At 64.2% G+C, this 23,343-nt stretch carries 22 protein-coding genes; 12 read left to right on the top strand and 10 right to left on the bottom strand.

The window, feature by feature from the left end:
• Nucleotides 1–53: 53 nt before the first annotated feature.
• Nucleotides 54–1,028 carry a serine/threonine protein kinase gene (locus KCG88_RS19575; RefSeq protein WP_011063872.1) on the top strand — a complete coding sequence of 325 codons (975 nt, stop codon included), beginning with the start codon at nt 54–56 and terminating at the stop codon, nt 1,026–1,028.
• Nucleotides 1,029–1,424: 396 nt separating this feature from the next.
• A complete protein-coding gene (rarD, locus tag KCG88_RS19570; protein ID WP_011063873.1) occupies nt 1,425–2,312 on the top strand; it encodes an EamA family transporter RarD in 888 nt (295 codons plus the stop codon).
• A 222-nt stretch (nt 2,313–2,534) separates the two neighbouring features.
• On the opposite strand, the gene KCG88_RS19565 is transcribed toward rarD, so the two are convergent.
• Nucleotides 2,535–3,053 carry a glycine cleavage system protein R gene (locus KCG88_RS19565; RefSeq protein WP_011063874.1) on the bottom strand — a complete coding sequence of 173 codons (519 nt, stop codon included), beginning with the start codon at nt 3,051–3,053 and terminating at the stop codon, nt 2,535–2,537.
• Between the two features lie 554 nt (nt 3,054–3,607).
• Here KCG88_RS19565 and KCG88_RS19560 point away from each other — a divergent pair.
• Complete coding sequence (locus KCG88_RS19560; protein WP_047289610.1) at nt 3,608–5,785, top strand: malate synthase G; 2,178 nt, start codon at nt 3,608–3,610, stop codon at nt 5,783–5,785.
• Nucleotides 5,786–5,862: 77 nt separating this feature from the next.
• Here KCG88_RS19560 and KCG88_RS19555 read toward each other — a convergent pair whose 3' ends face one another.
• A complete protein-coding gene (locus KCG88_RS19555; RefSeq protein WP_047289611.1) occupies nt 5,863–6,309 on the bottom strand; it encodes a response regulator in 447 nt (148 codons plus the stop codon).
• Between the two features lie 258 nt (nt 6,310–6,567).
• Here KCG88_RS19555 and KCG88_RS19550 point away from each other — a divergent pair, with 258 nt between their 5' ends.
• The 7 genes from KCG88_RS19550 (at nt 6,568) to KCG88_RS19520 (ending at nt 14,947) form a co-directional block, all read left to right on the top strand.
• On the top strand, nt 6,568–8,502 hold the full coding sequence (locus KCG88_RS19550; RefSeq protein WP_246882743.1) for a putative nucleotidyltransferase substrate binding domain-containing protein: 1,935 nt from the start codon (nt 6,568–6,570) through the stop codon (nt 8,500–8,502).
• Nucleotides 8,499–9,206, top strand: a complete 708-nt coding sequence (locus KCG88_RS19545; protein ID WP_047289613.1) for a 3'-5' exonuclease — start codon at nt 8,499–8,501, stop codon at nt 9,204–9,206. Before KCG88_RS19550 ends, KCG88_RS19545 begins: the two co-directional genes overlap by 4 nt.
• 268 nt (nt 9,207–9,474) lie before the next feature.
• On the top strand, nt 9,475–9,993 hold the full coding sequence (locus KCG88_RS19540) for an RNA polymerase sigma factor (protein WP_047337986.1): 519 nt from the start codon (nt 9,475–9,477) through the stop codon (nt 9,991–9,993).
• A complete protein-coding gene (locus KCG88_RS19535) occupies nt 9,990–10,967 on the top strand; it encodes a FecR family protein (RefSeq protein ID WP_210712917.1) in 978 nt (325 codons plus the stop codon). Before KCG88_RS19540 ends, KCG88_RS19535 begins: the two co-directional genes overlap by 4 nt.
• 180 nt (nt 10,968–11,147) lie before the next feature.
• The gene (locus KCG88_RS19530) at nt 11,148–13,577 is read left to right on the top strand and encodes a TonB-dependent siderophore receptor (protein WP_210712916.1); all 2,430 of its coding nucleotides are present in this window, start codon (nt 11,148–11,150) and stop codon (nt 13,575–13,577) included.
• 63 nt (nt 13,578–13,640) lie between these two features.
• Entirely contained in the window at nt 13,641–14,762 is a 1,122-nt protein-coding gene (locus KCG88_RS19525; RefSeq protein ID WP_210712915.1) for a PepSY-associated TM helix domain-containing protein, read from the top strand.
• On the top strand, nt 14,759–14,947 hold the full coding sequence (locus KCG88_RS19520) for a hypothetical protein (protein WP_047306394.1): 189 nt from the start codon (nt 14,759–14,761) through the stop codon (nt 14,945–14,947). Before KCG88_RS19525 ends, KCG88_RS19520 begins: the two co-directional genes overlap by 4 nt.
• Here KCG88_RS19520 and KCG88_RS19515 read toward each other — a convergent pair.
• Nucleotides 14,894–15,346, bottom strand: a complete 453-nt coding sequence (locus KCG88_RS19515; RefSeq protein WP_047289619.1) for a hypothetical protein — start codon at nt 15,344–15,346, stop codon at nt 14,894–14,896. The genes KCG88_RS19520 and KCG88_RS19515 overlap by 54 nt on opposite strands.
• A 100-nt stretch (nt 15,347–15,446) precedes the next feature.
• Here KCG88_RS19515 and KCG88_RS19510 point away from each other — a divergent pair, with 100 nt between their 5' ends.
• The gene (locus tag KCG88_RS19510) at nt 15,447–16,076 is read left to right on the top strand and encodes a glutathione S-transferase (RefSeq protein WP_047337989.1); all 630 of its coding nucleotides are present in this window, start codon (nt 15,447–15,449) and stop codon (nt 16,074–16,076) included.
• Here KCG88_RS19510 and KCG88_RS19505 read toward each other — a convergent pair.
• The 5 genes from KCG88_RS19505 to KCG88_RS19485 form a co-directional block, all read right to left on the bottom strand.
• A complete protein-coding gene (locus KCG88_RS19505) occupies nt 16,073–16,243 on the bottom strand; it encodes a hypothetical protein (RefSeq protein ID WP_210712977.1) in 171 nt (56 codons plus the stop codon). The two genes, KCG88_RS19510 and KCG88_RS19505, sit on opposite strands and share 4 nt — an antisense overlap.
• Nucleotides 16,236–17,612: a cell envelope integrity protein CreD gene (gene creD, locus KCG88_RS19500; protein ID WP_246882742.1), complete on the bottom strand. Its 1,377-nt coding sequence runs from the start codon at nt 17,610–17,612 to the stop codon at nt 16,236–16,238. Before creD ends, KCG88_RS19505 begins: the two co-directional genes overlap by 8 nt.
• 91 nt (nt 17,613–17,703) lie before the next feature.
• Nucleotides 17,704–19,122, bottom strand: a complete 1,419-nt coding sequence (gene creC, locus KCG88_RS19495; RefSeq protein ID WP_210712913.1) for a two-component system sensor histidine kinase CreC — start codon at nt 19,120–19,122, stop codon at nt 17,704–17,706.
• The gene (gene creB, locus KCG88_RS19490; RefSeq protein WP_210712912.1) at nt 19,122–19,802 is read right to left on the bottom strand and encodes a two-component system response regulator CreB; all 681 of its coding nucleotides are present in this window, start codon (nt 19,800–19,802) and stop codon (nt 19,122–19,124) included. Before creB ends, creC begins: the two co-directional genes overlap by 1 nt.
• Before the next feature lie 59 nt (nt 19,803–19,861).
• On the bottom strand, nt 19,862–20,362 hold the full coding sequence (locus KCG88_RS19485; protein ID WP_047289623.1) for an ATP-dependent zinc protease: 501 nt from the start codon (nt 20,360–20,362) through the stop codon (nt 19,862–19,864).
• Between the two features lie 237 nt (nt 20,363–20,599).
• On the opposite strand from KCG88_RS19485, the gene KCG88_RS19480 reads away from it, so the two are divergent.
• Nucleotides 20,600–21,487 (top strand): acyltransferase, encoded by an 888-nt coding sequence (locus KCG88_RS19480; RefSeq protein WP_210712911.1) that lies wholly within the window; start codon nt 20,600–20,602, stop codon nt 21,485–21,487.
• Here the strand turns inward: KCG88_RS19480 and KCG88_RS19475 are convergent, their stop codons facing one another.
• A complete protein-coding gene (locus KCG88_RS19475; protein ID WP_047289625.1) occupies nt 21,488–22,645 on the bottom strand; it encodes a glutathionylspermidine synthase family protein in 1,158 nt (385 codons plus the stop codon).
• On the bottom strand, nt 22,642–23,337 hold the full coding sequence (locus KCG88_RS19470) for a DUF1190 domain-containing protein (protein WP_210712910.1): 696 nt from the start codon (nt 23,335–23,337) through the stop codon (nt 22,642–22,644). The genes KCG88_RS19475 and KCG88_RS19470 overlap by 4 nt, the downstream gene beginning before the upstream one ends.
• Nucleotides 23,338–23,343 lie beyond the last annotated feature (6 nt).

Below are 23,343 nucleotides of genomic sequence, written 5' to 3'. Positions count from 1 at the left end.
CTGCGTTACCATGCTTGGCCGGACGCGGCAGCCTGCTGCGCGCAGGAGTAAGCATGTCGCACCCGTTTGAAACACTGACCCCCGATCTGGTCCTGGACGCCGTTGAAAGCATCGGCTTTCTCAGCGACGCCCGCGTGCTGGCGCTCAACAGCTACGAAAATCGCGTCTATCAAGTCGGCATCGACGAAAGTGAGCCACTGATCGCCAAGTTCTACCGGCCCCAGCGCTGGACCAACGAAGCGATCCTGGAAGAACACCGCTTCACCTTCGAACTGGCCGAATGCGACGTGCCGGTGGTGGCGCCGATCATTCACGATGGTGCCAGCCTGTTCGAACACGCGGGCTTTCGATTCGCCCTGTTCCCGCGCCGCGGCGGCCGCGCCCCGGAGCCAGGCAACCTGGACCAGCTCTACCGTCTCGGCCAGTTGCTGGGCCGCCTCCACGCGGTGGGTGCCACCCGCCCGTTCGAACACCGCGAAGCCCTGGGGGTGAAGAACTTCGGTCACGATTCCCTGGCCACCCTGCTGCAGGGCAACTTCATCCCCAAGAGCCTGCTGCCGGCCTACGAGTCGGTGGCCCGAGACCTGCTCAAGCGGGTGGAAGAGGTGTACCAGGCCACGCCACACCAGAACATCCGGATGCACGGCGACTGCCACCCCGGCAACATGATGTGCCGCGACGAGATGTTCCATATCGTCGACCTGGATGACTGTCGCATGGGCCCAGCGGTGCAGGACCTGTGGATGATGCTCGCCGGCGACCGCCAGGAATGCCTGGGCCAGTTGTCCGAGTTGATGGATGGCTACAGCGAGTTCCATGATTTCGACCCGCGGGAGCTGGCCCTGATCGAACCACTGCGAGCCTTGCGCCTGATGCACTACAGCGCCTGGCTGGCACGGCGCTGGGACGACCCGGCGTTCCCCCACAGTTTCCCCTGGTTCGGCAGCGAACGTTATTGGGGCGATCAGGTGCTGGCCTTGCGCGAACAGCTGGCGGCCCTCAACGAAGAACCCCTCAAGCTGTTCTGACCCAACCGTAGAAGCCGGCTTGCCAGCGAAGGGGACCCGAGAAATCGCCTTCGCCGACAAGCCGGTACCCACACAAGGGCGCCAGCCGTAGGAGCTGGCTTGCCAGCGAAAGGGCCCGAGAAACCGCCTTCGCCGGCAGGCCGGTACCCACACAAGGGCGCCAGCCGTAGGAGCTGGCTTGCCAGCGAAAGGGCCCGAGAAACCACCTTCGCCGGCAGGCCGGTACCCACACAAGGGCGCCAGCCGTAGGAGCTGGCTTGCCAGCGAAAGGGCCCGAGAGATTGCCCTCGTCGGCAAGCCGGTGCCCACAGTGGGCGGCGGGGTAAAAGTCAGGACAGGTCTAGACAATTGTCCTTACAATTGCGGCTTTGTTAGCTGCCTAAGCAAGGATTCTGCATGCAAGCCGCCAACCCGCGCCGCGGGTACATCCTGGGTCTGACCGCCTACATCATCTGGGGTCTGTTCCCGCTCTATTTCAAAGCTATCGCCAGCGTTCCCGCGGTCGAGATCATCATCCACCGGGTGCTCTGGTCGGCACTGTTCGGCGCCCTGCTGCTGATGGTGTGGAAGCACCCCGGCTGGTGGCGCGAACTGCGGGACAACCCCAGGCGCCTGGCGATCCTGGCCCTGAGCGGCACCCTGATCGCCGCCAACTGGCTGACCTACGTCTGGTCGGTAAACAACGGGCGCATGCTCGAAGCCAGCCTGGGCTACTACATCAACCCTCTGGTCAACGTGCTGCTGGGCATGCTGATTCTTGGCGAACGCCTGCGGCGCATGCAGTGGCTGGCGGTGATCCTGGCGGCGGTGGGCGTGGCCCAGCAAGTGTGGCAGGTAGGCAGCCTGCCCTGGGTCTCGCTGATGCTGGCGCTGAGCTTCGGCTTCTACGGGCTGATCCGCAAGCAGGCGCCGGTCAAGGCCCTGCCCGGCCTGGTGGTGGAAACCTGGATGCTGGTGCCCATCGCTCTGGGTTGGCTGCTGCTGCACCCCGATGCCAGCAGTGCCCATGCCGAGTTCTGGAGCAGTTCCCAGGCCTGGTGGCTGGTGGCCGCCGGCCCGGTGACCCTGGTGCCTCTGGTGTGCTTCAACGCTGCCGCGCGGGACCTGCCCTACACCACCCTGGGTTTCCTCCAGTACCTGGCTCCCACCCTGGTGCTGCTGCAGGCCGTGCTGCTGTTCGACGAGCACCTGTCCTCCAGCACTCTGCTGGCCTTCATGTTTATCTGGGCCGGCCTGGCGGTATACAGCGTGGATGCCTGGCTCAGCCTGCGCGGGCGTCGCTGATCAATAAACGTACAAAGCCCTGCAGGCCACGTTTTTCGTGGCTTGCAGCGGTTCTTCCCAAGGTTATCCACAACCTGATCCCCGCCCTTTGTGCACAAGCCCTTGAAACTGCTGGTTTTTTGATCAACTGGCGCAACGCCACGCTGGCTCTGGGCCAGGGCCGGGTCTCTACAGGTTATCCACAGGCACATGCACGGTTTACTGGGATAACCCTCACAAGGCTCAGGGCTCGCTGCGCAGGACCAACTCCACCATCAAGTCGTCCGCCAGGGTTTCCAGGCGCGCCTGCAGCACTTCCAGGGACAGGGTCAGGGGCACCGCAAGGATCGCCTCGGCGTGGAACAGCGGTTCGCTGCTCATGGGCGCTGGGCGCACCTCGGTCACCAAGCGCTCCAGGTTGACCCCCTGCTCGGCCAGCAGCCGGGTGATGTCGCGCACGATTCCCGGGCGGTCGTTACCCACCAGTTCCATGGCGATGGGTTTCCAGGTGCAGGACTGCTCTACGCCGCTTTCGGCGATCAACACGCGAATGCCCTGGGCCGACAAGCCTTGCAGGGCATCCACCAGTTCATCGTAGGCTTCGGCGGGCACAGCCACCCGCAGGATCCCGGCGAACTGCCCGGCCATGCGTGACAGGCGGCTTTCCAGCCAGTTGCCGCCATGCTCGGCGATGCACTGGGCAATGCGCTCGACCTGGCCGGCCTTGTCCGGGGCGAATACCGTGAGAACGAGATGGTCCATGGCGCAGCCCTCTTTGAGCAATGAAAGATCCAGTATAGGCAGCCTCATTCCCCGCGCTTTCCAGCCCATGTAGCAGCAGCTTGTGCAGGAGCTGGCTTGCCAGCGAATGCGCCCGCAAGGCCGGCGCAAACCCCGAAGGCCCATTCACCGGCAAGCCGGCTCCTAGGCGGGTGAGCAAGGCAAAACACAAATCGTGTACAACTTTTTGTATTTATATGGAACAATCCACCGGTTTTTTGAGAACATCGCATTCCCCTGCGTGACCGCACTGCACTTTAAAGTCGCGGAACGACGCTTTTAGTCTAATTTTCACAACCGCAGTTCATCATGTAGTATGCCGCAGCGCGCACTACATAACGTTGGAACGATGTCCGCCAAGGCCTGATCGCAACCCCCGCAACAGCCCGTCAGCAAGGCTCCGCCGTTGATTGGAAGGACCCAGCCGCCAGCGATGGCATGTACTGGAGAACAGGGTTGTGCTTTAAATGGCCGCCGGCTTCATTGTTAATTTGAAGAGCTGAAAAGCGAAATAGCTGAGCAGAGTGAGGCAAGCAATGACTGAGCACGTTCAAGTCGGTGGCCTGCAGGTCGCCAGAGTCCTGTTCGACTTCGTGAACAACGAAGCCATTCCCGGTACCGGCCTCACCGCCGACTCGTTCTGGGCCGGTGCAGACAAGGTCATTCACGACCTGGCGCCGAAGAACAAAGCCCTACTCGCCAAACGCGATGACTTCCAGGCACGTATCGATGCCTGGCACCAGTCCCGTGCCGGCCAGGCGCACGACGCTGTGGCTTATAAAGCCTTCTTGCAAGACATCGGTTACCTGCTGCCAGAAGCGGCGGATTTCCAGGCCACGACGCAAAACGTCGATGAAGAGATCGCCCACATGGCCGGCCCGCAGCTGGTGGTGCCGGTAATGAATGCGCGCTTCGCCCTCAACGCTTCCAACGCTCGCTGGGGCTCGCTGTACGACGCCCTGTACGGCACCGATGCCATCAGCGAAGCCGATGGTGCGGAAAAAGGCAAAGGCTACAACAAGGTCCGCGGCGACAAGGTCATCGCCTTCGCCCGCGCCTTCCTCGATGAGTCCGCGCCGCTGACTGCCGGCTCCCACGTGGACTCGGTGAGCTACAAGATCGTCGGCGGCAAGCTGGTAGTCGGCCTCAAGGGCGGCAGCAACAGCGGCCTGCGCGATGACGCGCAACTGATCGGCTACCAGGGCGACGCTGCGGCCCCTACCGCGATCCTGCTCAAGCACAACGGCCTGCACTTCGAGATCCAGATCGACGCCGCCAGCCCGGTCGGCCAGACCGACGCCGCCGGGGTCAAGGACCTGCTGATGGAAGCGGCCCTGACCACCATCATGGACTGCGAAGACTCGGTCGCCGCAGTGGATGCCGACGACAAGGTGGTGATCTACCGCAACTGGCTCGGCCTGATGAAGGGCGACCTGGCGGAAGAAGTTTCCAAGGGCGGCAAGTCCTTCACCCGTACCATGAACGCCGACCGCGAATACACCGGCGTCAACGGCGAGCCGGTGAAACTGCACGGCCGTTCGCTGCTGTTCGTGCGCAACGTCGGCCACCTGATGACCATCGATGCGATCCTCGACAAGGATGGCAACGAAGTGCCGGAAGGCATCCTCGACGGCCTGGTCACCAGCCTCGCGGCGATCCACAACCTCAACGGCAACACCTCGCGCAAGAACAGCCGCACCGGCTCGGTGTACATCGTCAAGCCGAAGATGCACGGCCCTGAAGAAGCGGCTTTCACCAACGAACTGTTCGGCCGCATCGAAGAGGTGCTGAACCTGCCGCGCAACACCCTGAAAGTCGGGATCATGGACGAGGAGCGCCGCACCACGGTCAACCTCAAGGCCTGCATCAAGGCGGCCAGCGAGCGTGTGGTGTTCATCAACACCGGCTTCCTCGACCGTACCGGCGACGAGATCCACACCTCCATGGAAGCCGGCGCCATGGTGCGCAAGGCCGACATGAAGGCCGAGAAATGGATCGGCGCCTACGAGAACTGGAACGTCGACATCGGCCTGTCCACCGGCCTGCAAGGCCGCGCGCAGATCGGCAAAGGCATGTGGGCCATGCCGGACCTGATGGCCGCCATGCTCGAACAGAAAATCGCCCACCCGCTGGCCGGTGCCAACACCGCCTGGGTACCGTCGCCGACCGCCGCCGCGCTGCACGTGCTGCACTACCACAAGGTCGACGTGTTCGCCCGTCAGGCCGAGCTGGCCAAGCGTGCCCGCGCTTCGGTGGATGACATCCTGACCATCCCGCTGGCGGTCAACCCGAGCTGGACGCCGGAGCAGATCAAGAACGAACTGGACAACAACGCCCAGGGCATTCTCGGTTACGTGGTGCGCTGGATCGACCAGGGCGTGGGCTGCTCGAAGGTGCCGGACATAAATGACGTCGGCCTGATGGAAGACCGTGCCACCCTGCGCATCTCCAGCCAGCACATCGCCAACTGGCTGCGCCACGGCGTGGTCACCCAGGAGCAGGTGCTGGAAAGCCTCAAGCGCATGGCGCCAGTGGTGGACCGGCAGAACGCCAGCGACCCGCTGTACCGCCCGCTGGCACCGGACTTCGACAGCAACATCGCCTTCCAGGCCGCTCTGGAACTGGTGATCGAAGGCACCAAGCAGCCAAACGGCTACACCGAGCCGGTCCTGCACCGCCGGCGTCGCGAGTTCAAGGCCAAGAACGGTCTGTAAGCCCGCGCAACCCGCAGTAACGAAAAAGCCCCGGTCGCAAGGCCGGGGCTTTTTTTCGCCTGTGTGGCAAGGGAAGGCTAGAGCACCACGCCCAGCTCATGCTTGACCAGGGCCAGCAGCTGGGTGGTGTCGATGGGCTTGAGCAGGAAATCCACCACGCTCAGGTGCATGGCGGCGATGGCGTCGCGGACATCGGCGTCGCCGGAAATGATGATGATCGGCAGCGCCGCCCGCTCCGACTCACGCACCTGGCGGATCAGGTCCAGGCCATTGCAGGGCGCCATGCGCAGATCGGTGATCAGCAGGCCGATGGACTTATTCGATTCCAGCAACTCAAGTGCAGCCTTGCCACTGGCCGCCGTGATGCAACGGATGCCATCCAGGCCAAGGATCTCCGCAAGCAGCTCCCGTGCATCCTTGTCATCATCGGCGATCAGCACCCGCTGGGGCGGCAGATCCGGTTCCAGCATGACCGCACTCAGGGCCTCGCGCTCGGCGTCACTTAAAATATCGTGGTCGGGCATACATTTCTCTACATGAACAGATCAATCCCCTAGCACAGTGGTCAGACATCGCTAAGCAGGCTTCCAATGTGCACTTCGTCGGAAAAATTGCCAAGAGTCTTGATCAGAGCTTTTTCGCATTGATTGCCGACGCTTCAAAGCCAAATGTCCGGCCCCCAGGGCGCTACCTAGACTTACGTCCAATGGGCACCCCAGACGTTGCAGCCGACCATGCCGTGATCCGACCACAACAAATCCAAAAAGACTGCGGTAATCGTTATGAGTAAAGCGGACGCCTTCACCCAGGCCGGGAAGACCGCGGTGTTGCAGAACATCCAGGGGACCGTGCAGTTCCTGCAGCGGTTCCCGCCGTTCAACCAGATGGAGCAACTGCATCTGGCCTACCTGGTAGAACAATGCCAACTGCGCTTCTACGGCCCCGGCGACAGCATCATCAAGCCGGCCGACGGCCCGGTTGAGCACTTCTATATCGTCAAGCAGGGCCGCGTGGTAGGCGAGCGCACACACGCCGCCAAGGGCAGCACCGAGACCACCTTCGAAATCACTTCCGGCGAGTGTTTCCCCCTGGCCGCGCTGCTGGGCGAGCGCGCGACCCGCACCGAGCATCGCGCCGCCGAAGATACGTTCTGCCTGCAACTGAACAAGGGGGCGTTCATCAAGCTGTTCGCCCTGTCCGCGGAGTTTCGCGACTTCGCCCTGCGTGGCGTCAGCAGCCTGCTGGACCAGGTCAACCAGCAAGTCAAACAGAAAGCCGTGGAAACCCTCGGCACCCAGTATTCCCTGAACACCCGCCTGGGCGAGCTGGCCATGCGTCATCCGGTGGCCTGTTCACCGCAGACGCCGCTGCGCGAAGCCGTGGCGCTGATGCATGAGCAGCAGGTCGGCAGCATCGTGGTGGTGGACGAACGCAAGGCCCCGTTGGGGATCTTCACCCTGCGCGACCTGCGCCAGGTGGTGGCCGACGGCACCCAGGACCTCAACCAGCCCATCGAACAGCACATGACCCAGGCGCCGTTCTTCCTCAGCCCGGACCACAGCGCCTTCGACGCCGCCATCGCCATGACCGAGCGGCATATCGCCCACGTCTGCCTGGTGAAAGAACAGCGTCTGTGCGGCGTGGTTTCCGAGCGGGATCTGTTTTCCCTGCAGCGGGTCGACCTGGTGCACCTGGCACGGACCATCCGCAACGCGCCCCGGGTCGAACACCTGGTGGCGCTGCGGGGCGAGATCGGCCAGTTGGTGGAGCGCATGCTGGCCCACGGCGCCTCCTCGACCCAGATCACCCACATCATCACCCTGCTCAACGATCACACCGTGTGCCGGGTTATCGAACTGACCCTGGCCGACAAGGGCGACCCCGGCGTGCCTTTCAGCTGGCTGTGCTTTGGCAGTGAAGGCCGACGCGAACAGACCCTGCACACCGACCAGGACAACGGCATCCTGTTCGAGGCCCGGGACGCGGCCCACGCGGCAGAAATCCGCGGCAAGCTGCTACCCATCGCCCAGCAGATCAACCAGAGCCTGGCCATGTGCGGTTTCACCCTGTGCAAGGGCAACATCATGGCCGGCAACCCCGAGCTGTGCCTGTCCCGTGCTGAATGGGCCCGGCGCTTCGCAGCCTTCATCCGTGAGGCCACCCCGGAAAACCTGCTGGGTTCGAGCATCTATTTCGATCTGCGGGTGGTCTGGGGCGATGAACAGAGCGCCGAACAACTGCGTCGGGGCATCCTCGACCAGGTGGGGGACAACCGTCTGTTCCAACGCATGATGGCGGAAAACGCCCTGCGCCAGCGCCCGCCCGTGGGGCGTTTTCGCGAGTTCGTCCTGGCCCGCAAGAACGGTGAAAAGGCCACCCTGGACCTCAAGGTCCAGGGCCTCACCCCCTTCGTCGACGGTGCCCGGCTGCTGGCCCTGGCCCACGGCATCGGTGCGATCAATACCCTGGAGCGCCTGCGCCAGCTGGTGTCCAAACAAGTGATCGAGCCCCTGGACGGCGCCGCCTATGAAGAGGCCTATCACTTCATCCAGCAGACCCGCATGCAGCAGCACCAGCGCCAGACCCGGGAGAACCAGCCCTATTCCAACCGGGTCGACCCGGACAGCCTGAACCACCTGGACCGGCGCATCCTGCGTGAATCCCTGCGCCAGGCCCAGCGCCTGCAAAGCAGCCTGGCCTTGCGGTACCAGCTATGAGCCTGTTTGCCTGGTTCCGCCCCGCAGTCAGCGTCCTGACCGCCGAGCAACAACAACGGCGCGACCGCCTGCCCGCCTTTACCGAACTGGGTGACGGCAGCCTGCGCGAACAGCGCTGGGTAGTGGTGGACGTGGAAACCACCGGCCTCAACCTCAACCGCGACCAGGTGCTGTCCATCGGCGCGGTGGTGATCGAGGACGGTGCCATCGACTTCAGCCAGCAGTTCGAGCGCACCCTGCAACGCGAGGGCCACAAGCTCAGCCCCAGCGTGCTGATCCACGGCCTGGGGCCCAGCGCCATCGCCGCCGGCTGTGATCCGGTGGAGGCCCTGCTGGATTTCATGGAGTTCGTCGGCGACAGCCCGCTGCTGGCCTTTCACGCCCCGTTCGACCAGCACATGCTCGGCCGGGCGCTAAAGGACAGCCTGGGTTACCGCCTGCAACACAGCTTCCTCGATGTGGCGGACATGGCGCCGCTGCTGTGCCCCCAGGCCCAGATCCGCGAAGCCGGGCTGGACGACTGGGTGCGCTGGTTCAACCTGCAAGTGGTGGAGCGCCATAACGCGGCGGCCGATGCCCTGGCCACCGCGGAGCTGGCGCTGATCCTGTTCAACCGCGCCCGCCAGCAGCAGATCCACAGCCCGCTGAACCTGCAACAGCGCCTGGGCCAGTGGAAACGCCGGCAGCAGGCCCCTTCGTTCTGATCCACCACACCATGGCGAAGGAGCTTGCTCGCGCTCGGCCGCGCCGCGGCCGTAGAACCTGAGTCCTGGATCTAACAGATACAACGCCTTGGGCGTGCTGCGCACGCCAACGGGAGCCAGTTTCCTCGACGAAACTGGTTCCTTGTCTTGGGCACCCGTCCTCTTCAGCCACAAGGCAGCCGACCAGCGTCAATTGCGCCACTGTTTCGCCTCTGCCACAATCGCGAATAATTCTCGTTAGTTTAAACTTCTCGATTGGTGAGTTCCGTTGTCGTCAGTCCAAAGCCCTCGCAATGAGCTGGTTGGTGCGTTGTATCGCGACCATCGCGGCTGGCTCCTGGCCTGGTTGCGGCGCAACGTGGCCTGCAGCCAGCGGGCCGAGGACCTGAGCCAGGACACCTTCGTGCGCCTGCTGGGCCGCGACGAACTCAAGGCGCCCCGGGAGCCCCGGGCGTTTCTGGTGGCCATCGCCAAGGGCCTGCTGTTCGACTATTTCCGGCGCGCCGCACTGGAACAGGCTTACCTCAGCGAACTGATGCTGATCCCCGAAGGCGAACAACCGTCGCCCGAAGAACAGCAGATGATCCTCGAAGACCTCAAGGCCATCGACCGCCTACTGGGCAAGCTCTCCAGCAAGGCGCGCATGGCCTTCCTCTATAACCGCCTCGACGGCCTGAGCCACGCCGAGATCGCCGAACGCCTGGGGGTCTCGGTGCCAAGGGTGCGCCAGTACCTGGCCCAGGGCATCCGCCAGTGCTACATCGCCCTGTACGGGGAGCCGCTATGACCCCCATGAGTTCCAAGCCGGTATCGGCCCGGGTGCTGGATGCCGCCATCGCCTGGCAACTGTCGCTGGATGGCGGCGCCAGCGCGGTGGAGCGCGAAGAGTTTGCCAAGTGGCACGCCGCCCATGAAGAACACGCCCGCGCCTGGCGCCAGCTGGGCATGCTCGACCAGCGCTTTGGTGTCGCCTCGGGGCCGGCGCGCAACGCCTTGCTGCAATCGCGCGAAGGCTTGCGCCGGCGGGTGCGCAAGCTGGGTCGCGGGGTCGCCAGCATCGTGCTGTTCGGCGCCCTGGCGCTGTTTGCCGGGGAGCGTTACCTGCCGGTGGATTACTGGCTGGCCGACCAGCGCACCGCCACCGGCGAGCAGCGCACCCTGCGCCTGGCCGACGGTACGGTGATCAACCTCAATACCCACAGTGCGCTGGATGTGCGCTTCGACGAGAAGCAGCGGCGGATCGTGCTTCAGGAAGGCGAGATCCTGATCGAGACCGGGCACAACGACAGCCGGCCGTTCATCGTCGAAACCCGTGACGGCCGTATGCGCGCCCTGGGCACGCGGTTCCTGGTCAAGCGCGAGGACCAGGGCACCCGCCTCGGGGTGCTGCAATCGGCGGTGGCGGCGCGGCCGCAAGCCGGTCAGGACGAGCAAGTGTTCAAGGAAGGCCAGCAAGTGCTGATGCGCCGCGATGGCCTCGGCCCGCTGCAGGCCCTGAACCTGGGGGCCGACGCCTGGACCCGGGGCATGCTGGTGGTGGACAACGCCCGGCTCGGCGACCTGATCGCCGAACTGGGTCGTTATCGCCGTGGTCACCTGAGTGTCGCACCGGAACTGGCCGACCTGCGCATTACTGGCAGCTTTCCGCTGCAGGACACCGACCTCGCACTCAATGCCCTGCTGCCGACCCTGCCGGTGCAGATCGAACGGCACACCGACTGGTGGGTGACCGTGACGGCCAAGGCCGACGCCAGGCGCTGAGGTCGGTGTAGCAGCCGTCGCCAGCAAGCTGGCTCCTGCACCGATCCCGTAGGAGCTGGCTTGCCGGCGCATTACCCTCAATCAGTCTGAATCTAAATTATTTTCAATCCGCCCTATCACTTTTCCAATCTCGTCCGGCACCTAGGCAATTGCGAAACATTTCCATTCAGGAGCCGCCGTATGTCCCGCCCGCTAGACACCCTGTTGCGCCCCAGTCTCTTGGCCGTTGCCATCGCCCTCTGCGCCCCCTTGGCCAGCCCGGCGCTGATGGCTGCCGAACAGTCCACCAGCGTGCGCGCCTATAACCTGCCGGCCGCACCGCTGGCCAGCACCCTGAACCAGATCGCCAGCCAGGCCGGCCTGGCCCTGAGCCTGAATCCGTCCCTGGCGGCGGGCAAGACCTCGGCCCCGGTCAAGGGCCAGTTCGATGCACCGGGCGCCCTGCGTGAGGCCCTGCGTGGCACCGGCCTGCAACTGGAGCACAGCAGCGCCGGCACCTACAGCCTGGTGGCGACACCGGAAGGCGTGGTGGCCTTGCCGCAAACCAATATCACCGGCCAGCAAGCTGGCGAGAGCGCCTGGGGCCCGGTCGACGGTTACCTCGCCACACGTACCGCCGCCGGCACCAAGACCGATACCTCGCTGGTTGAAGCTCCGCGCTCGATTTCCGTCGCTACCCGCCAACAGATGGAAGACCGCAACGTTCAGAATCTGGACGATGCCGTGCGCTACATGCCCGGGATTGTTTCTGCCAGCTATGGCAGCGACACCCGCTATGACTGGATGCGTGTACGCGGCTTTGAACCCACACAATTTCTCGACGGGCTGCCCCTGCCACGCGGCGTATATGCCAACCCGAAAGCGGAAACCTGGAACCTCGACCGCCTGGCCCTGCTACGTGGCCCGGCGTCCTCGGTGTATGGCCAGACCCCGCCGGGCGGCCTGCTGGATATGGTCAGCCGGCGCCCAAGCGCTGACACCAGCCATGCTGTCCAGATTCAGTACGGCAGTGACAACTACCGCCAGATCAACTTCGCCAGCACCGGCAAGATCGACGATGAAGGCCAGTTCCTCTATGGGCTCAGTGGCGTCGTGCGCGATGCCGGCACCCAGGTCGACCACATCGACAACAAGCGTTACAACATCGCCCCCAGTCTGACCTGGAACATCGATACCGATACCAAGCTGACCCTGCTCACGCAGTTCACCCGTGACGATACGGGTGCCACCAGCCAGTTCATGCCGATCCAGGGCACCAAGATCAAGTCGCCACTGGGCGACGTTTCCCATCACAAGAACCTGGGTGACCCGGACTACGAGTTCTACGACCGCACCTACTACGCCCTGGGCTACGCCTTCGAGCACCGTTTCAACGATGTCTGGCAGTTTCGCCAGAACCTGCGCTACACCAAGTCGGAGTTGTCCTTCCAACAGTTGACTGTGGGTTCCTACGCCTACTCCCCGGCGGATGCCGCGGGCAACATCAGCCGTACCTCGACCAACGTCGACGAAGACATCGGCCAGTTCGCGGTCGACAACAACTTCCAGGCCAACTTCGCCACCGGTGACATCGACCACACGGTGCTCATCGGCCTGGATCACCAGCGCACCAGCACTTCATACCTGTCGATCTATGGCGATGGGGGCAAAACCAACATCTTCAATCCGGTCTATGACCAGCCGATCGTACGCCCGGCGCGCGCCGGGGCTTATTACGACTACGACCAGAAAACCATCCAGACCGGCCTCTACGTCCAGGACCAGATGGCCCTGGACAACTGGCGCCTGACCCTGGGTGGCCGTGAGGACTGGGTGCACCAAGGCACCACCTACCTCAACAAGAAAGACGTGACCAACACTGATCGCAGCAAGAACTTCAGTGGCAATGCGGCGCTGAGCTATGTGTTCGACTCGGGTGTTGTGCCGTACATCTCCTACGCCGAATCGTTCCAGCCAGCGAGCAACGCCAGCGTTTCACCGACCGAATCGTATAAACCCACGGAAGGCAAACAATGGGAGCTGGGGGTCAAATATCAGCCACCAGGTTCGAACACGCTGCTGAGTGCGGCGGTCTACGACCTGACACAGAAAAATGTCCTGGTGACCAGCATCGGCGCCGGTGGCGAATCGATCACCAACCAGACCGGCGAAGTGAAGGTCAAAGGCCTGGAACTGGAGGCGGTGTCTGACGTAACCGACAACCTCAAGGTCATCGCCGCGTACACCCTGGCCAAGTCCGAGGTGCAAAAAGGCATCTACAAGGGCAACCGCTTGCAACTGATGCCAAACCAGCAAGCCTCCCTGTGGACCGACTACACCTGGCATTCCGGTGTACTCGATGGTTTCGGCATCGGTGCGGGCGCCCGCTACACCGGCAATACCTATGGCGACCAAGCCAACACCTGGCTGGGCAAGGCCGACGCCTACACGGTGTTCGATGCCGCCGTGCATTACGACCTCGGCCGCCTGGACAACAGCCTCAAAGGGGCGTCGCTGAAACTCAACGCCACCAACCTGTTCGACAAGGATTACCTGTCCACCTGCGATGGCTCCTACTGCTATTTCGGCGATCAACGCAGCGTGGTCGCCAGCGCCACCTATCAATGGTAATCGGTTGAGTTAACCACCCGGCCGTCCGCCAAGGACGGCCGGGCCGTGTCTGAAGGCTAAGCAATGAAAAGCACGACCATCCGCCGCTGGTCCTTTATCCACACCTGGAGCAGCCTGATCTGCACGGTGTTTCTGCTGATGCTGGCGCTCACCGGCCTGCCGCTGATCTTCCACCACGAGATCGACCACCTGCTGGGGGATGCACCCGAACTGCGGGAGATGCCCGCCGACACCCCGCACCTGGACCTGCAACAGCTGGTCAAGGCCGCCGAGGCCCATCGCCCCGGTGAGGTCATGCAGTACTTCGGCTGGGACGAGGACGAACCCAACGGTGTGATGGCGATCATGGCCAAGACCGCCGGCACCGAACCCAACGCCTCCCACACCTTCATGCTCGACGCCCGCACCGGCGAGGCCGTGGCCATGCCCTCGGCCAATGGCGGGTTGATGATGGTCATGCTGCGCCTGCACGTGGACCTGTTCGCCGGGCTGCCGGGCAAGCTGCTGCTGGCCTTCATGGGCCTGCTGTTTGTGCTGGCGATCGTCTCCGGCACGGTGCTCTACCTGCCGTTCATGCGCCGCCTGAAGTTCGCCACGGTGCGCCAGGACAAGTCCAGCCGCCTGCGCTGGCTCGACCTGCACAACCTGATTGGCGTGGTCACCCTGACCTGGGCCCTGGTGGTGGGGGTGACCGGGGTCATCAGCGCCTGCGCCGACCTGATCATCGCCGCCTGGCGCAACGACAGCCTCAGCGCCATGGTCGCGCCCTACCGCGACGCCCCGCCGCTGACCTCGCTGGCTCCCGCCAGCCGCCTGCTGGAGATCGCCCGGGAAGCCGCCCCGGGCATGCAACCGGACTTCATCGCCTTCCCCGGCACGCGCTTTTCCAGCGAGCACCACTACGCGGTGTTCCTCAAGGGCGGCAGCCACCTGACCTCGCACCTGCTGACCCCGGTGCTGATCGACGCCAGCAGCCTGCAGGTCACCGCCGTCGGCGAACGGCCCTGGTACATGGACGCTATGGGCATGTCCCAGCCGCTGCATTTCGGTGACTACGGCGGTCTGCCGATGAAGCTGCTGTGGGCGGCGCTGGATGTGCTGACCATGATTGTCCTGGGCAGTGGCCTGTACCTGTGGACCGTCCGCCGCCGGGCCGGCAAGCCGACCCGGGAGGGACGCCGATGAAGCCGCGGCAAGCGAGTTTCTGGAAGGTCTTCGGCGCGCCCCTGGCGCTTGGCCTGCTCTGCGCCGCCGGGTTGTTCGCCGCGCTGCTGGGGGACGGCGTCTGGGACAGCCTGAGCTGGCTGGGCCTGGGCCTACCGACGCTGATCGCCCTGCGCGGCCTGTTGCGGCGCCAGCCGCCGGCCTGAGCCCGGCGCCGGAAAGCCGCGCCACAGGTACATCGAAAGCCCGAGGCCGATCAGCATCACCAGGATAAACAGGCGATTTTCCAGCAGCGCCTCGATGGCCACCAGCACGCTGAACAAGGCCAGCCCCAGCAACGGCACATAGCTGGCCGCCAGGCTCCAGCGCCACAGCTGGGTCACCGGGTCGGGCCCGCGCCAGGCCAGCAGTGCGCAGCCCAGGCCCGGCAGGGCCAGTGCCGGCAGGGCCCAGTACCAGGCCATGTAGGCGAACGCCATGACCAGCTCCGGCTCCCCTTCACCCTTGCGGCGGAACTCGTATTGCAAGGCCAGATACACCGCCAGCGCGCCCAACAGGGTCAGGGCCAGGCTGTACAACCCGTGTAGAAGATAGGACCTGCGCACTCATCACTCCTTGTCTGTACCGCCAACCGCCCCTGTGGCCAATGCCGCAGGCTGCGCTAAGATCCCCGGGTTGCGAGACTTCCACCCGCGAGGAATATTCATGTCCACCCCAAGCATGACGCTGTTCCACAACCCGGCATCACCTTACGTACGCAAAGTCATGGTGCTGCTGCATGAAACCGGGCAATTGAACCGGGTCGCCCTGCACGGCTGCCAACTGACCCCGGTCAGCCCGGACGCCGCGCTGAACCAGGACAACCCCCTGGGCAAGATCCCCGCCCTGCGCCTGGCCGACGGCCAGGTGCTGTACGACAGCCGGGTGATCCTCGATTACCTGGACCAGCAACACGTCGGCAACCCGCTGATCCCCCGCGACGGCTCGGCCCGCTGGCGGCGCCTGACCCTCGCGGCCCTGGCCGACGGGATCATGGACGCCTCGGTACTGGTGCGCTACGAGCTGGCCCTGCGCGCCCCGGAAAAACACTGGGAACAGTGGCTCGACGGCCAGCGCGACAAGATCCGCCGCGCCCTGGCGGTGCTGGAAGCCGAGGCGATTGCCGAACTGGCGAGCCACTTCGATGTGGCCGCCATCAGCGTCGCCTGCGCCCTGGGTTACCTGGACTTCCGCCACCCCGACCTGGAATGGCGCCAGGACCATCCCCAGCTGGCCGTCTGGTACTTGGAGGTCAGCCAGCGGCCATCGATGCTGGCGACCCGGCCGCCGGTCTAATCGGTCAGGCGCTCCGGCCTGTTCGCCGGCAAGCCGGCTCCTGCCGCACGGGGAGCGGCCTGCTGGCGCACCCGCCACCACGCCTGCGGTGGAAACAACTGGCCAATCCACTGCGTCAGGCGCTCGCGCTGATGCTGGTCCTCGCGCAAGCCCAGTGACTTACTCATGGACGGCCTCCAGGTCGAACTCCAGGGGCGCCGGTTGCTTGCGCTGGCCCAGGCCATACCAGTCCAGCTTGCGGGTCAACACCATGAACACGCCCAACAGCCCGAACAGCAACAGCGAGCCCATCAGCAGCGCGTAGTCCTCGGCGCTGAGCAGGCCATAAAGCAAGCCGTACAAGGCCGCCAGCGAGAGCGCGAACACTGCGCCGTTACGCCAGCTGTGCAGCACATGGCTGACATAGAAACCGATCAAGCCGACACAGGCCGTCGCCGATACGCCATAGGCCAGCTCGAACCCCAGGTGTTCCGACAGCGACAGCAGCAACAGGTAGAAGAACGCCAGCGCCACGCCCACCAGGCCGTACTGGATCGGGTGCACCGACAGGCTCTTGAGCACCTCGAAGAGAAAGAAGCCGGCAAAGGTCAGGCCGATGAACAGCAGGGCGTATTTGATCGCCCGGTCGCTCTTGAGGTACTGGTCCACCGGGTCGATGAAACTCACGCCGAAGCTGCGGCCGTTGAAGTCCTGACATTGCGTGCCGAATGCGCAACGCTCCATGGCCTGTTCCAGGTTGGTGGAGAAGAACGAGGTCTGCCAGATGGCTGAAAAGCCCTGCTCGGTCACTTCACGCTGCACCGGCAGGTAGTTGCCGACAAAGCTCGGATGAGGCCAGTTGGCCGTCAGCAGGATCTTGCTGGTCTTGCCCACCGGCAGCACCTGCAACTGGCCGGTGCCCTGCAGGCGCAGGTCGAAGGCGAAATCCAGGCGGGTGTTCTTTTTCAGGTCCAGGGGCGGCAGCAGTACATGCACGCCTTCGTCCAGCCAGCTGACGAAGGTGCCCGGGGCGAAGTCCAGGGTCTGGCCGTTGAGTTGCAGTTGCAGTGCGTTCTCGATGCCGCGGATATCGCTGATGCCCACCGCCAGGAAGGGCTGGTCGAACTGGTAGTCGGCAAAATCTTCCTTGATCCCGTATTGCTCGGGCACGGCGAAATGGCCGCTGATGTGGTTGTCGGCGTGGAACAGCCGTGCCTCGTAGATGCCCCGGGCACGGAGCTCGGTCTGGGCCTTGCCGTCCAGCTCGAAATGTTCCGGCAGGAAGAACATGCGCCCTTGCTCCTCGCCGATTTCCTGATAGCGCTTCTTGGTCTTGTCGTCGGTCTTCCAAGTGCGCACGGTCTTGCGGTAATCCACCACCAGCACCGGGCCGCGGATCTGCTGCTGGGTGCTGGAGCTACGGGCAATATCGTCGAGCACGCCGTCGCGCAGGCTCTGGCGCTCGCTGATCAGGCCGCTGATCATCAGCAGCGGTATCAGCAACAGCAGGATCAACAGGCCAATGGCCCCGAGTTTGAAGGTCAGGTTACGGTTCATGAAGCTCTCCCGGTTGGAATGGGAGAGAGTCTGGAACGCGGCCATGGGGGTTTTATGGAGGCAATGTGGAGAGTCTGTGGAGAATCCCCGCTCAGGGCAGGCGCAAGGTCACCTGCACCCCGCCCGGAACGTTGTCGATACGCATCCGGCCGCCATGCAACTGCACCACTTCCTCGACGAAATTAAGCCCCAACCCCGTACTCTTGCGCCCGCTGTCCGGGCGCGGCAGCGAGTAGAAACGCTCACACAGGCGCGGCAGGGCATAGTCCGGAATCGGCTCGCCCTGGTTGAACAGCACCAGTTCCACGCCCTCCTCCACAGGTTGCGCGCTGCAACGTAACAGGCCGCCCACCGGGCTGAAGTCCAGGGCGTTGGTCAGCAGGTTGCCCAGGGCCTGGCGCAGCAGGAACGGCTCGCCGGACCAGGCCAGGTCCGCCGGCACCCGCAGTTCCACCCGCAGTTGCTTGCCTTCGATACGCCCGTGCTGGCTGTTCAGCAGCTCCTTGCACAATGGCGCCAAGGGCACATTCACCCGCTCTTCCAGGCCCTGGCGCTGCTCCACCTGCGCCAGGTTCAACAGGCGCTCGATCAACTGCTGCATGCGCGCGCTTTCGCTGTCGATATTGCCGACAAAGCGCTGGCGCTGCTCCAGGGGCATCTCGCCCTGCAGCAGCTCCGCCGCCCCACGAATGGCCGCCAGGGGGCTTTTCAGTTCGTGGGTCAGGGTATGCACGTAGCGCTCGACGTAGGCCTTGCCTTCGAGCTGGGTGCGCATGTGTTCCACCGCCGTGGCCAACTGCTCCATTTCCCCGCCGCGATAGTGCGGCAACTCGGCCCGACGCCCTTCGCTGACCGCCAGGGCATAGGCGGTCATGCGTCGCAGCGCCGCGCTCAGCCACCAGGAGAGCAAGGCGCCAAACAGCAGGCCCATGGCGATCAACCCAGCGCCGTACCACAGCAGGCGCCGCTCAGTGCGGTCGACATAGGGCTGCAGGGAACTGTTGGGCTTGGCCACGGTGACCACGCCGATGATCTGCCCGTTGTCGCGGATCGGCGCGCCTACGTGCATCACCGAGGAATTGGGATCGTCGGCCAGCGAGCGCGACGAACGCGCGCCATATTGGCCACGCAGGGTCAGGTATACGTCATTCCAGCGCGAATAATCCTGGCCCACCGCCAGGCCGCTGGAGTCCAGGACCACGATGCCCTTGGCGTCGGTCACGTAGATGCGGTGGTTGACCTGATTCTTCGGCAAGCCCCAGATGGTCGCCGCCGGTTGCCGCTCGCCATAGGCGCGCAGCAGTTGCGGCCAACGGTTCTCGCTGAGGGTGCCGGCCTTGAAATCGTCCCGCAGGATCTCCGCCAGCAGGTTGGCGGTGTCCACCAGGGTTTCCTCGGTGGACTGGCGCACGCCAGGGCGGATCTCCTTCATCACCGTGCTCAGCACGAAATAGCCGGTCAGGCTGATGAACAGCAAATAGACCAGGAAGATCCGCAGCCCCAAGGTCATCAGGCGTGGCTCGGGCTGTAGCTGTAGCCCAGGCCGCGATGGGTCTGGATCGGCTCGGCCTCGGCCGCCACCAGGCGCAGCTTGGCCCGCAGGCTTTTGATGTGGCTGTCGATATTGCGCTCGTAGCCCACATCCGCCACTACCCCCAGGGCGTCCAGCAACTGCTCGCGGCTGAACACCCGCTCGGGCTGCTCCAGCAGGCATTGCAACAGGCGGAATTCGTGGCGGGTCAGGCTCAGGGGCTGGGCCCGGTAGCTGATCTGCACCCGCTCCGGGTCAATCACGAACAGCGCCGCGACCGCCTCGGGCGCGCTGCGGGGGGTCATGCGTTTGAGGATCGCCTTGACCCGCGCCGCCACCTCCCGGGGGCTGAAGGGCTTGACCACATAATCGTCGGCGCCGATCTCCAGGCCCACCACTCGATCGATCTCGCCGTCCCGGGCACTGAGGAACATTACCGGCACGTCGCTGAAGCGCCGCAGCTGCTTGCAGGTTTCAAAGCCGCTGATATCCGGCAGGCCGATATCGAGGATGATCAGATCCGCCGGGCTCGCCTGTTGATGCTCCAGGGCCGCACGGCCCAGGCTCAACCAGGTGGTGGTGAAACCTTCGCCTTGCAGGGCGAAGATCAGGGTGTCGGCAATCGCCGCTTCGTCTTCGACAATCAGGATATGGGGCATGGCATCCAAGCGCACAAATTCAGTGGGCGAACGGTGCCGGATGCCTGGTAAGTCGTCAATCAGCAGTCGGGTTTATCGGCGGTATAGCGCCGCGCCGGGTTCACCGCCGCGCCGAATTCGCGCAGCGCCTTGGCGCCGATCAGCAGCGGATAGTTGAAGCTGCTGCGGTCGGTGAGGTTGACCTCCACGGTGCGCTTGACGTTGCCCAGGCACATTTCCAGCTCCACCACCGGGCGCTTGGCCGACTGCGGTTCTTCAACCTCATCGCCCTCCTCGGAACGGCTTTTGATCTTGCTGATGCGCGCCACCTTGTGTTCGTAGACCTTGCCACCAGCATCCTTGGTGGCCAGGCGGAAACGCACCCAGTCTTCGCCATCGCGGGTGAAGGTCTGGATATCCTTGGCCGACAGCGAAGCAGTCAGGGCCCCGGTGTCCATCTTGGCTTGCAGGGTTTCGCCGATTTCCGGCAGGCGGATGTATTCGTAACGGCCATACAGGGTCGGCTCGGCAGCCATCACCGGCAGCGCCAACAGAGACACAAGAGCAAGGACAGATTTCACGACGGTGGATTCCTTGAAAAAAGGGGGCAGCGGGATTTTAGACCGCAGTCAACGAATTGGTTCTACCGCTGACCCGTAGGAACCGGCTTGCCGGCCAAAGGGCCACGATAGACACCCCAGCAAATTGCCACCCACCCTACCCGCCCCCAAGTGAAACATTCGTCAGCACACTAGAATTTGGCCTGCCCGCCGAAGCTGCTTATCATGGCGCGCCCAAAAGATTGCCAAGAGTGCCTTATGCGCCGCCTGCTCACCGGCTGTTTCGTCACCCTGCTCCTGCTGCTCAACACCCTGGTGCTGTTCGGCCCGTTGATGGTGTTCGCCCTGCTCAAGCTGGTCCTGCCCGGGCGCCTGCGCGATTACGCCTCGGCCGCGGTGATGTGGATCGCCGAGACCTGGGCCGAGATCGACAAGCTGATCTTCGCCCTGTGCATCCCCACCCGCTGGGACATACGCGGCGGCGAGGGCCTGCGGGTAGACACCTCCTACCTGGTGGTGAGCAACCACCAGTCCTGGGTCGACATCCCGGCCCTGATCCAGACCCTCAACCGGCGCACGCCGTTCTTCAAGTTCTTCCTCAAGAAGGAACTGATCTGGGTGCCCTTCCTGGGGCTGGCCTGGTGGGCCCTGGACTACCCCTTCATGAAGCGCTACAGCAAGGCCTTCCTGGCCAAGCACCCGGAACTGCAAGGCAAGGACCTGGAAATCACCAAGGCCGCCTGCGAGCTGTTCAAGCGCCAGCCGGTGACCGTGGTCAACTACCTGGAAGGCACCCGCTTCACCCCGGCCAAGCGCCAGCAACAGAACTCCCCCTTCCAACACCTGCTCAAGCCCAAGGCTGGCGGCGTGGCCTTTGTCCTCGCGGCCATGGGCGAGCAGCTGGACGCCATGCTGGATGTCACGGTGGTCTATCCCCAGGAGCGCATTCCCGGCTTCTGGGACCTGATCAGCGGCAATGTGCCCAAGGTGATCATCGACATCCGCACCCGCGAACTGGACCCCGCGCTGTGGCAGGGCGATTACGAAAACGACCCGGCGTTCCGCCAGCAGGTGCAGGAGTGGGTCAACCGACTGTGGACCGACAAGGACCAGCGCATCAGCGAGTTGCTGAGCGAAAGCCGCTGATCAATCGCTGATCACGTGGGGCAGGAAGCGGCTGCTGTCCTTGGTGATCGGCGAGTTGTCCTCACGAATGCCGATGCCCGCCGGCTGATCGCCAATCACCCAACTGCCAATCACCGTGTGGTTGCCGGCAAACACCGGCAAGGGGTGGAACTGCTGGCGAATGCACGGCCCACCGCCGTAGGGCCCGGCCTCGATCAGGCGCTCACCGCCCTCGGTGCAGATTTCCACATTGGCGCCCTCTCGGGAAAAGAACGGCTTGCGCACCCAACCCGGGCCCAGGCTGGCGGAGGGATCGTCGTCGATAAACGCCGGCAGCAGGTTCGGGTGCCCCGCATGCCGTTCCCAGAGCAGGGCCAGCGCGCCCTTGTTGGAGAGAATGGCTTTCCACGGGGGCTCGACAAACTGCGTGCGGCTGCCGGCAATGGCCGGGCCAAAGGTTTCGTTGAACAGGTGCTCCCAGGGGTAAAGCTTGAACAGGCTGTCGATGGGCATCTCCAGCAGGTCGACAAAACGCCCAGCGGCATTGAGGCCGATGTCCTCGATGGCGATCAGGCGCGTGCCCAGGCCGGCCTGACGGGCAATGTCGCGCAGGTATTCGACGGTGCCACGGTCCTCCAGCGAATCCCTGACCGAGGCAAAGTGCATCGGCGACTTGAAGCCGCCCTGGACGAAGGCCTGCAGTAGTTTGTCCTCGATGCTGTTGAACTGATCGCAGCCGGCCGGCAATTGCCCCCGCTGCATCTGCTGCTCCAGCCAGACGTACTGGAAGAAGCTCGCCTCGTACAGCGAGGTCGGCGTGTCGTAGTTGGTCTCCAGCAGCTTGGCCGGGCCCGTGCCGTCGTAGCACAGGTCCATGCGCCCATAGAGATGCGGATCGCCCTGCTTCCATGACTGGCGGATCAACTCGTGAAAGGCCCGGGGAATGGCCAGGCGTTGCAGCAAGGCTTCGCTGTCCACCACCTCGGCCACCAGGGCCATGCACAGCTCGTGCAGTTCCTGGGTCGGGTCTTCCAGGTCGTCTTCGATCTGCCGCAGGCTGAAGCGGTAATAGGCCGACTCGTCCCAGTACGGCTCGCCGTCGAAGGTGTGGAAGGCGAAGCCCAACTGCTGCGCCGTGGCTTGCCAGTCCGCACGCGGGGTGCTGGGGATGCGCTTCAAGAACCGAAGCTCCAACTGCTGCGGCTGGAGGAACCGAAGCCGCTGCGGCTGACCACTTCATGGGCGCCGGCCAGCGGGTTGCCGGCGCTGGTGAAGTGTTCCGGGCTGGATATCCCGAAGCGCCCGCCACTGGCGCCGGAGAAGGTCTTGCCGGCCTCCACCTGTTGGCTGAGGGTGCTCAGCTGGGTACCGCCACGACCATCGCGCTGCTTGTACAGGGCCTCGCTGAAATAGCGCGGTTCAGGGGTCGAATCCAGGCCGATCCAGCGCCAGAAGCGCGAGCCACCACCACCACCACCACCACCACCACCACCACCACCACTGGAGCTGGTCTGTTGTTCTTCTTCGGGCTTGTCCGGCACCGTGCGCTGGGAGGTCAGGGCAAAACCGCTGGAAATCGGTACATAGGCTCGGTTATCGCGCGAGACCATGCAGTTGGCGGTGACGAAATCCTCCTCGCAACGTTGCAGGTCCAGGTAACGGGGGGCCACACGCTCCCCACGTTCGCGGGCGTCATCGCGGGCGGCCTGGCAAATGGCGGACGGAATCTGTGCCCGTTCGCATTCGCTGACGCTGCTGAAATTCTGGGTCTGGCGCACTTCCCGGGTCGCCTGGGGCTGGCCGTCACAGGCGGCCAGGGCGAACGGCACGCTGCCCAGCAGCACCAGGCGCACGCTCTTGCTGCGTTTCATGGCCGC

Origin of the sequence: Pseudomonas sp. MWU349 (genome assembly GCF_017947325.1) — a bacterium.
GTDB lineage: Bacteria > Pseudomonadota > Gammaproteobacteria > Pseudomonadales > Pseudomonadaceae > Aquipseudomonas > Aquipseudomonas protegens.
Note: the sequence above shows the minus strand (reverse complement) of the source record. Positions and strands in the feature narration are given on the sequence as shown.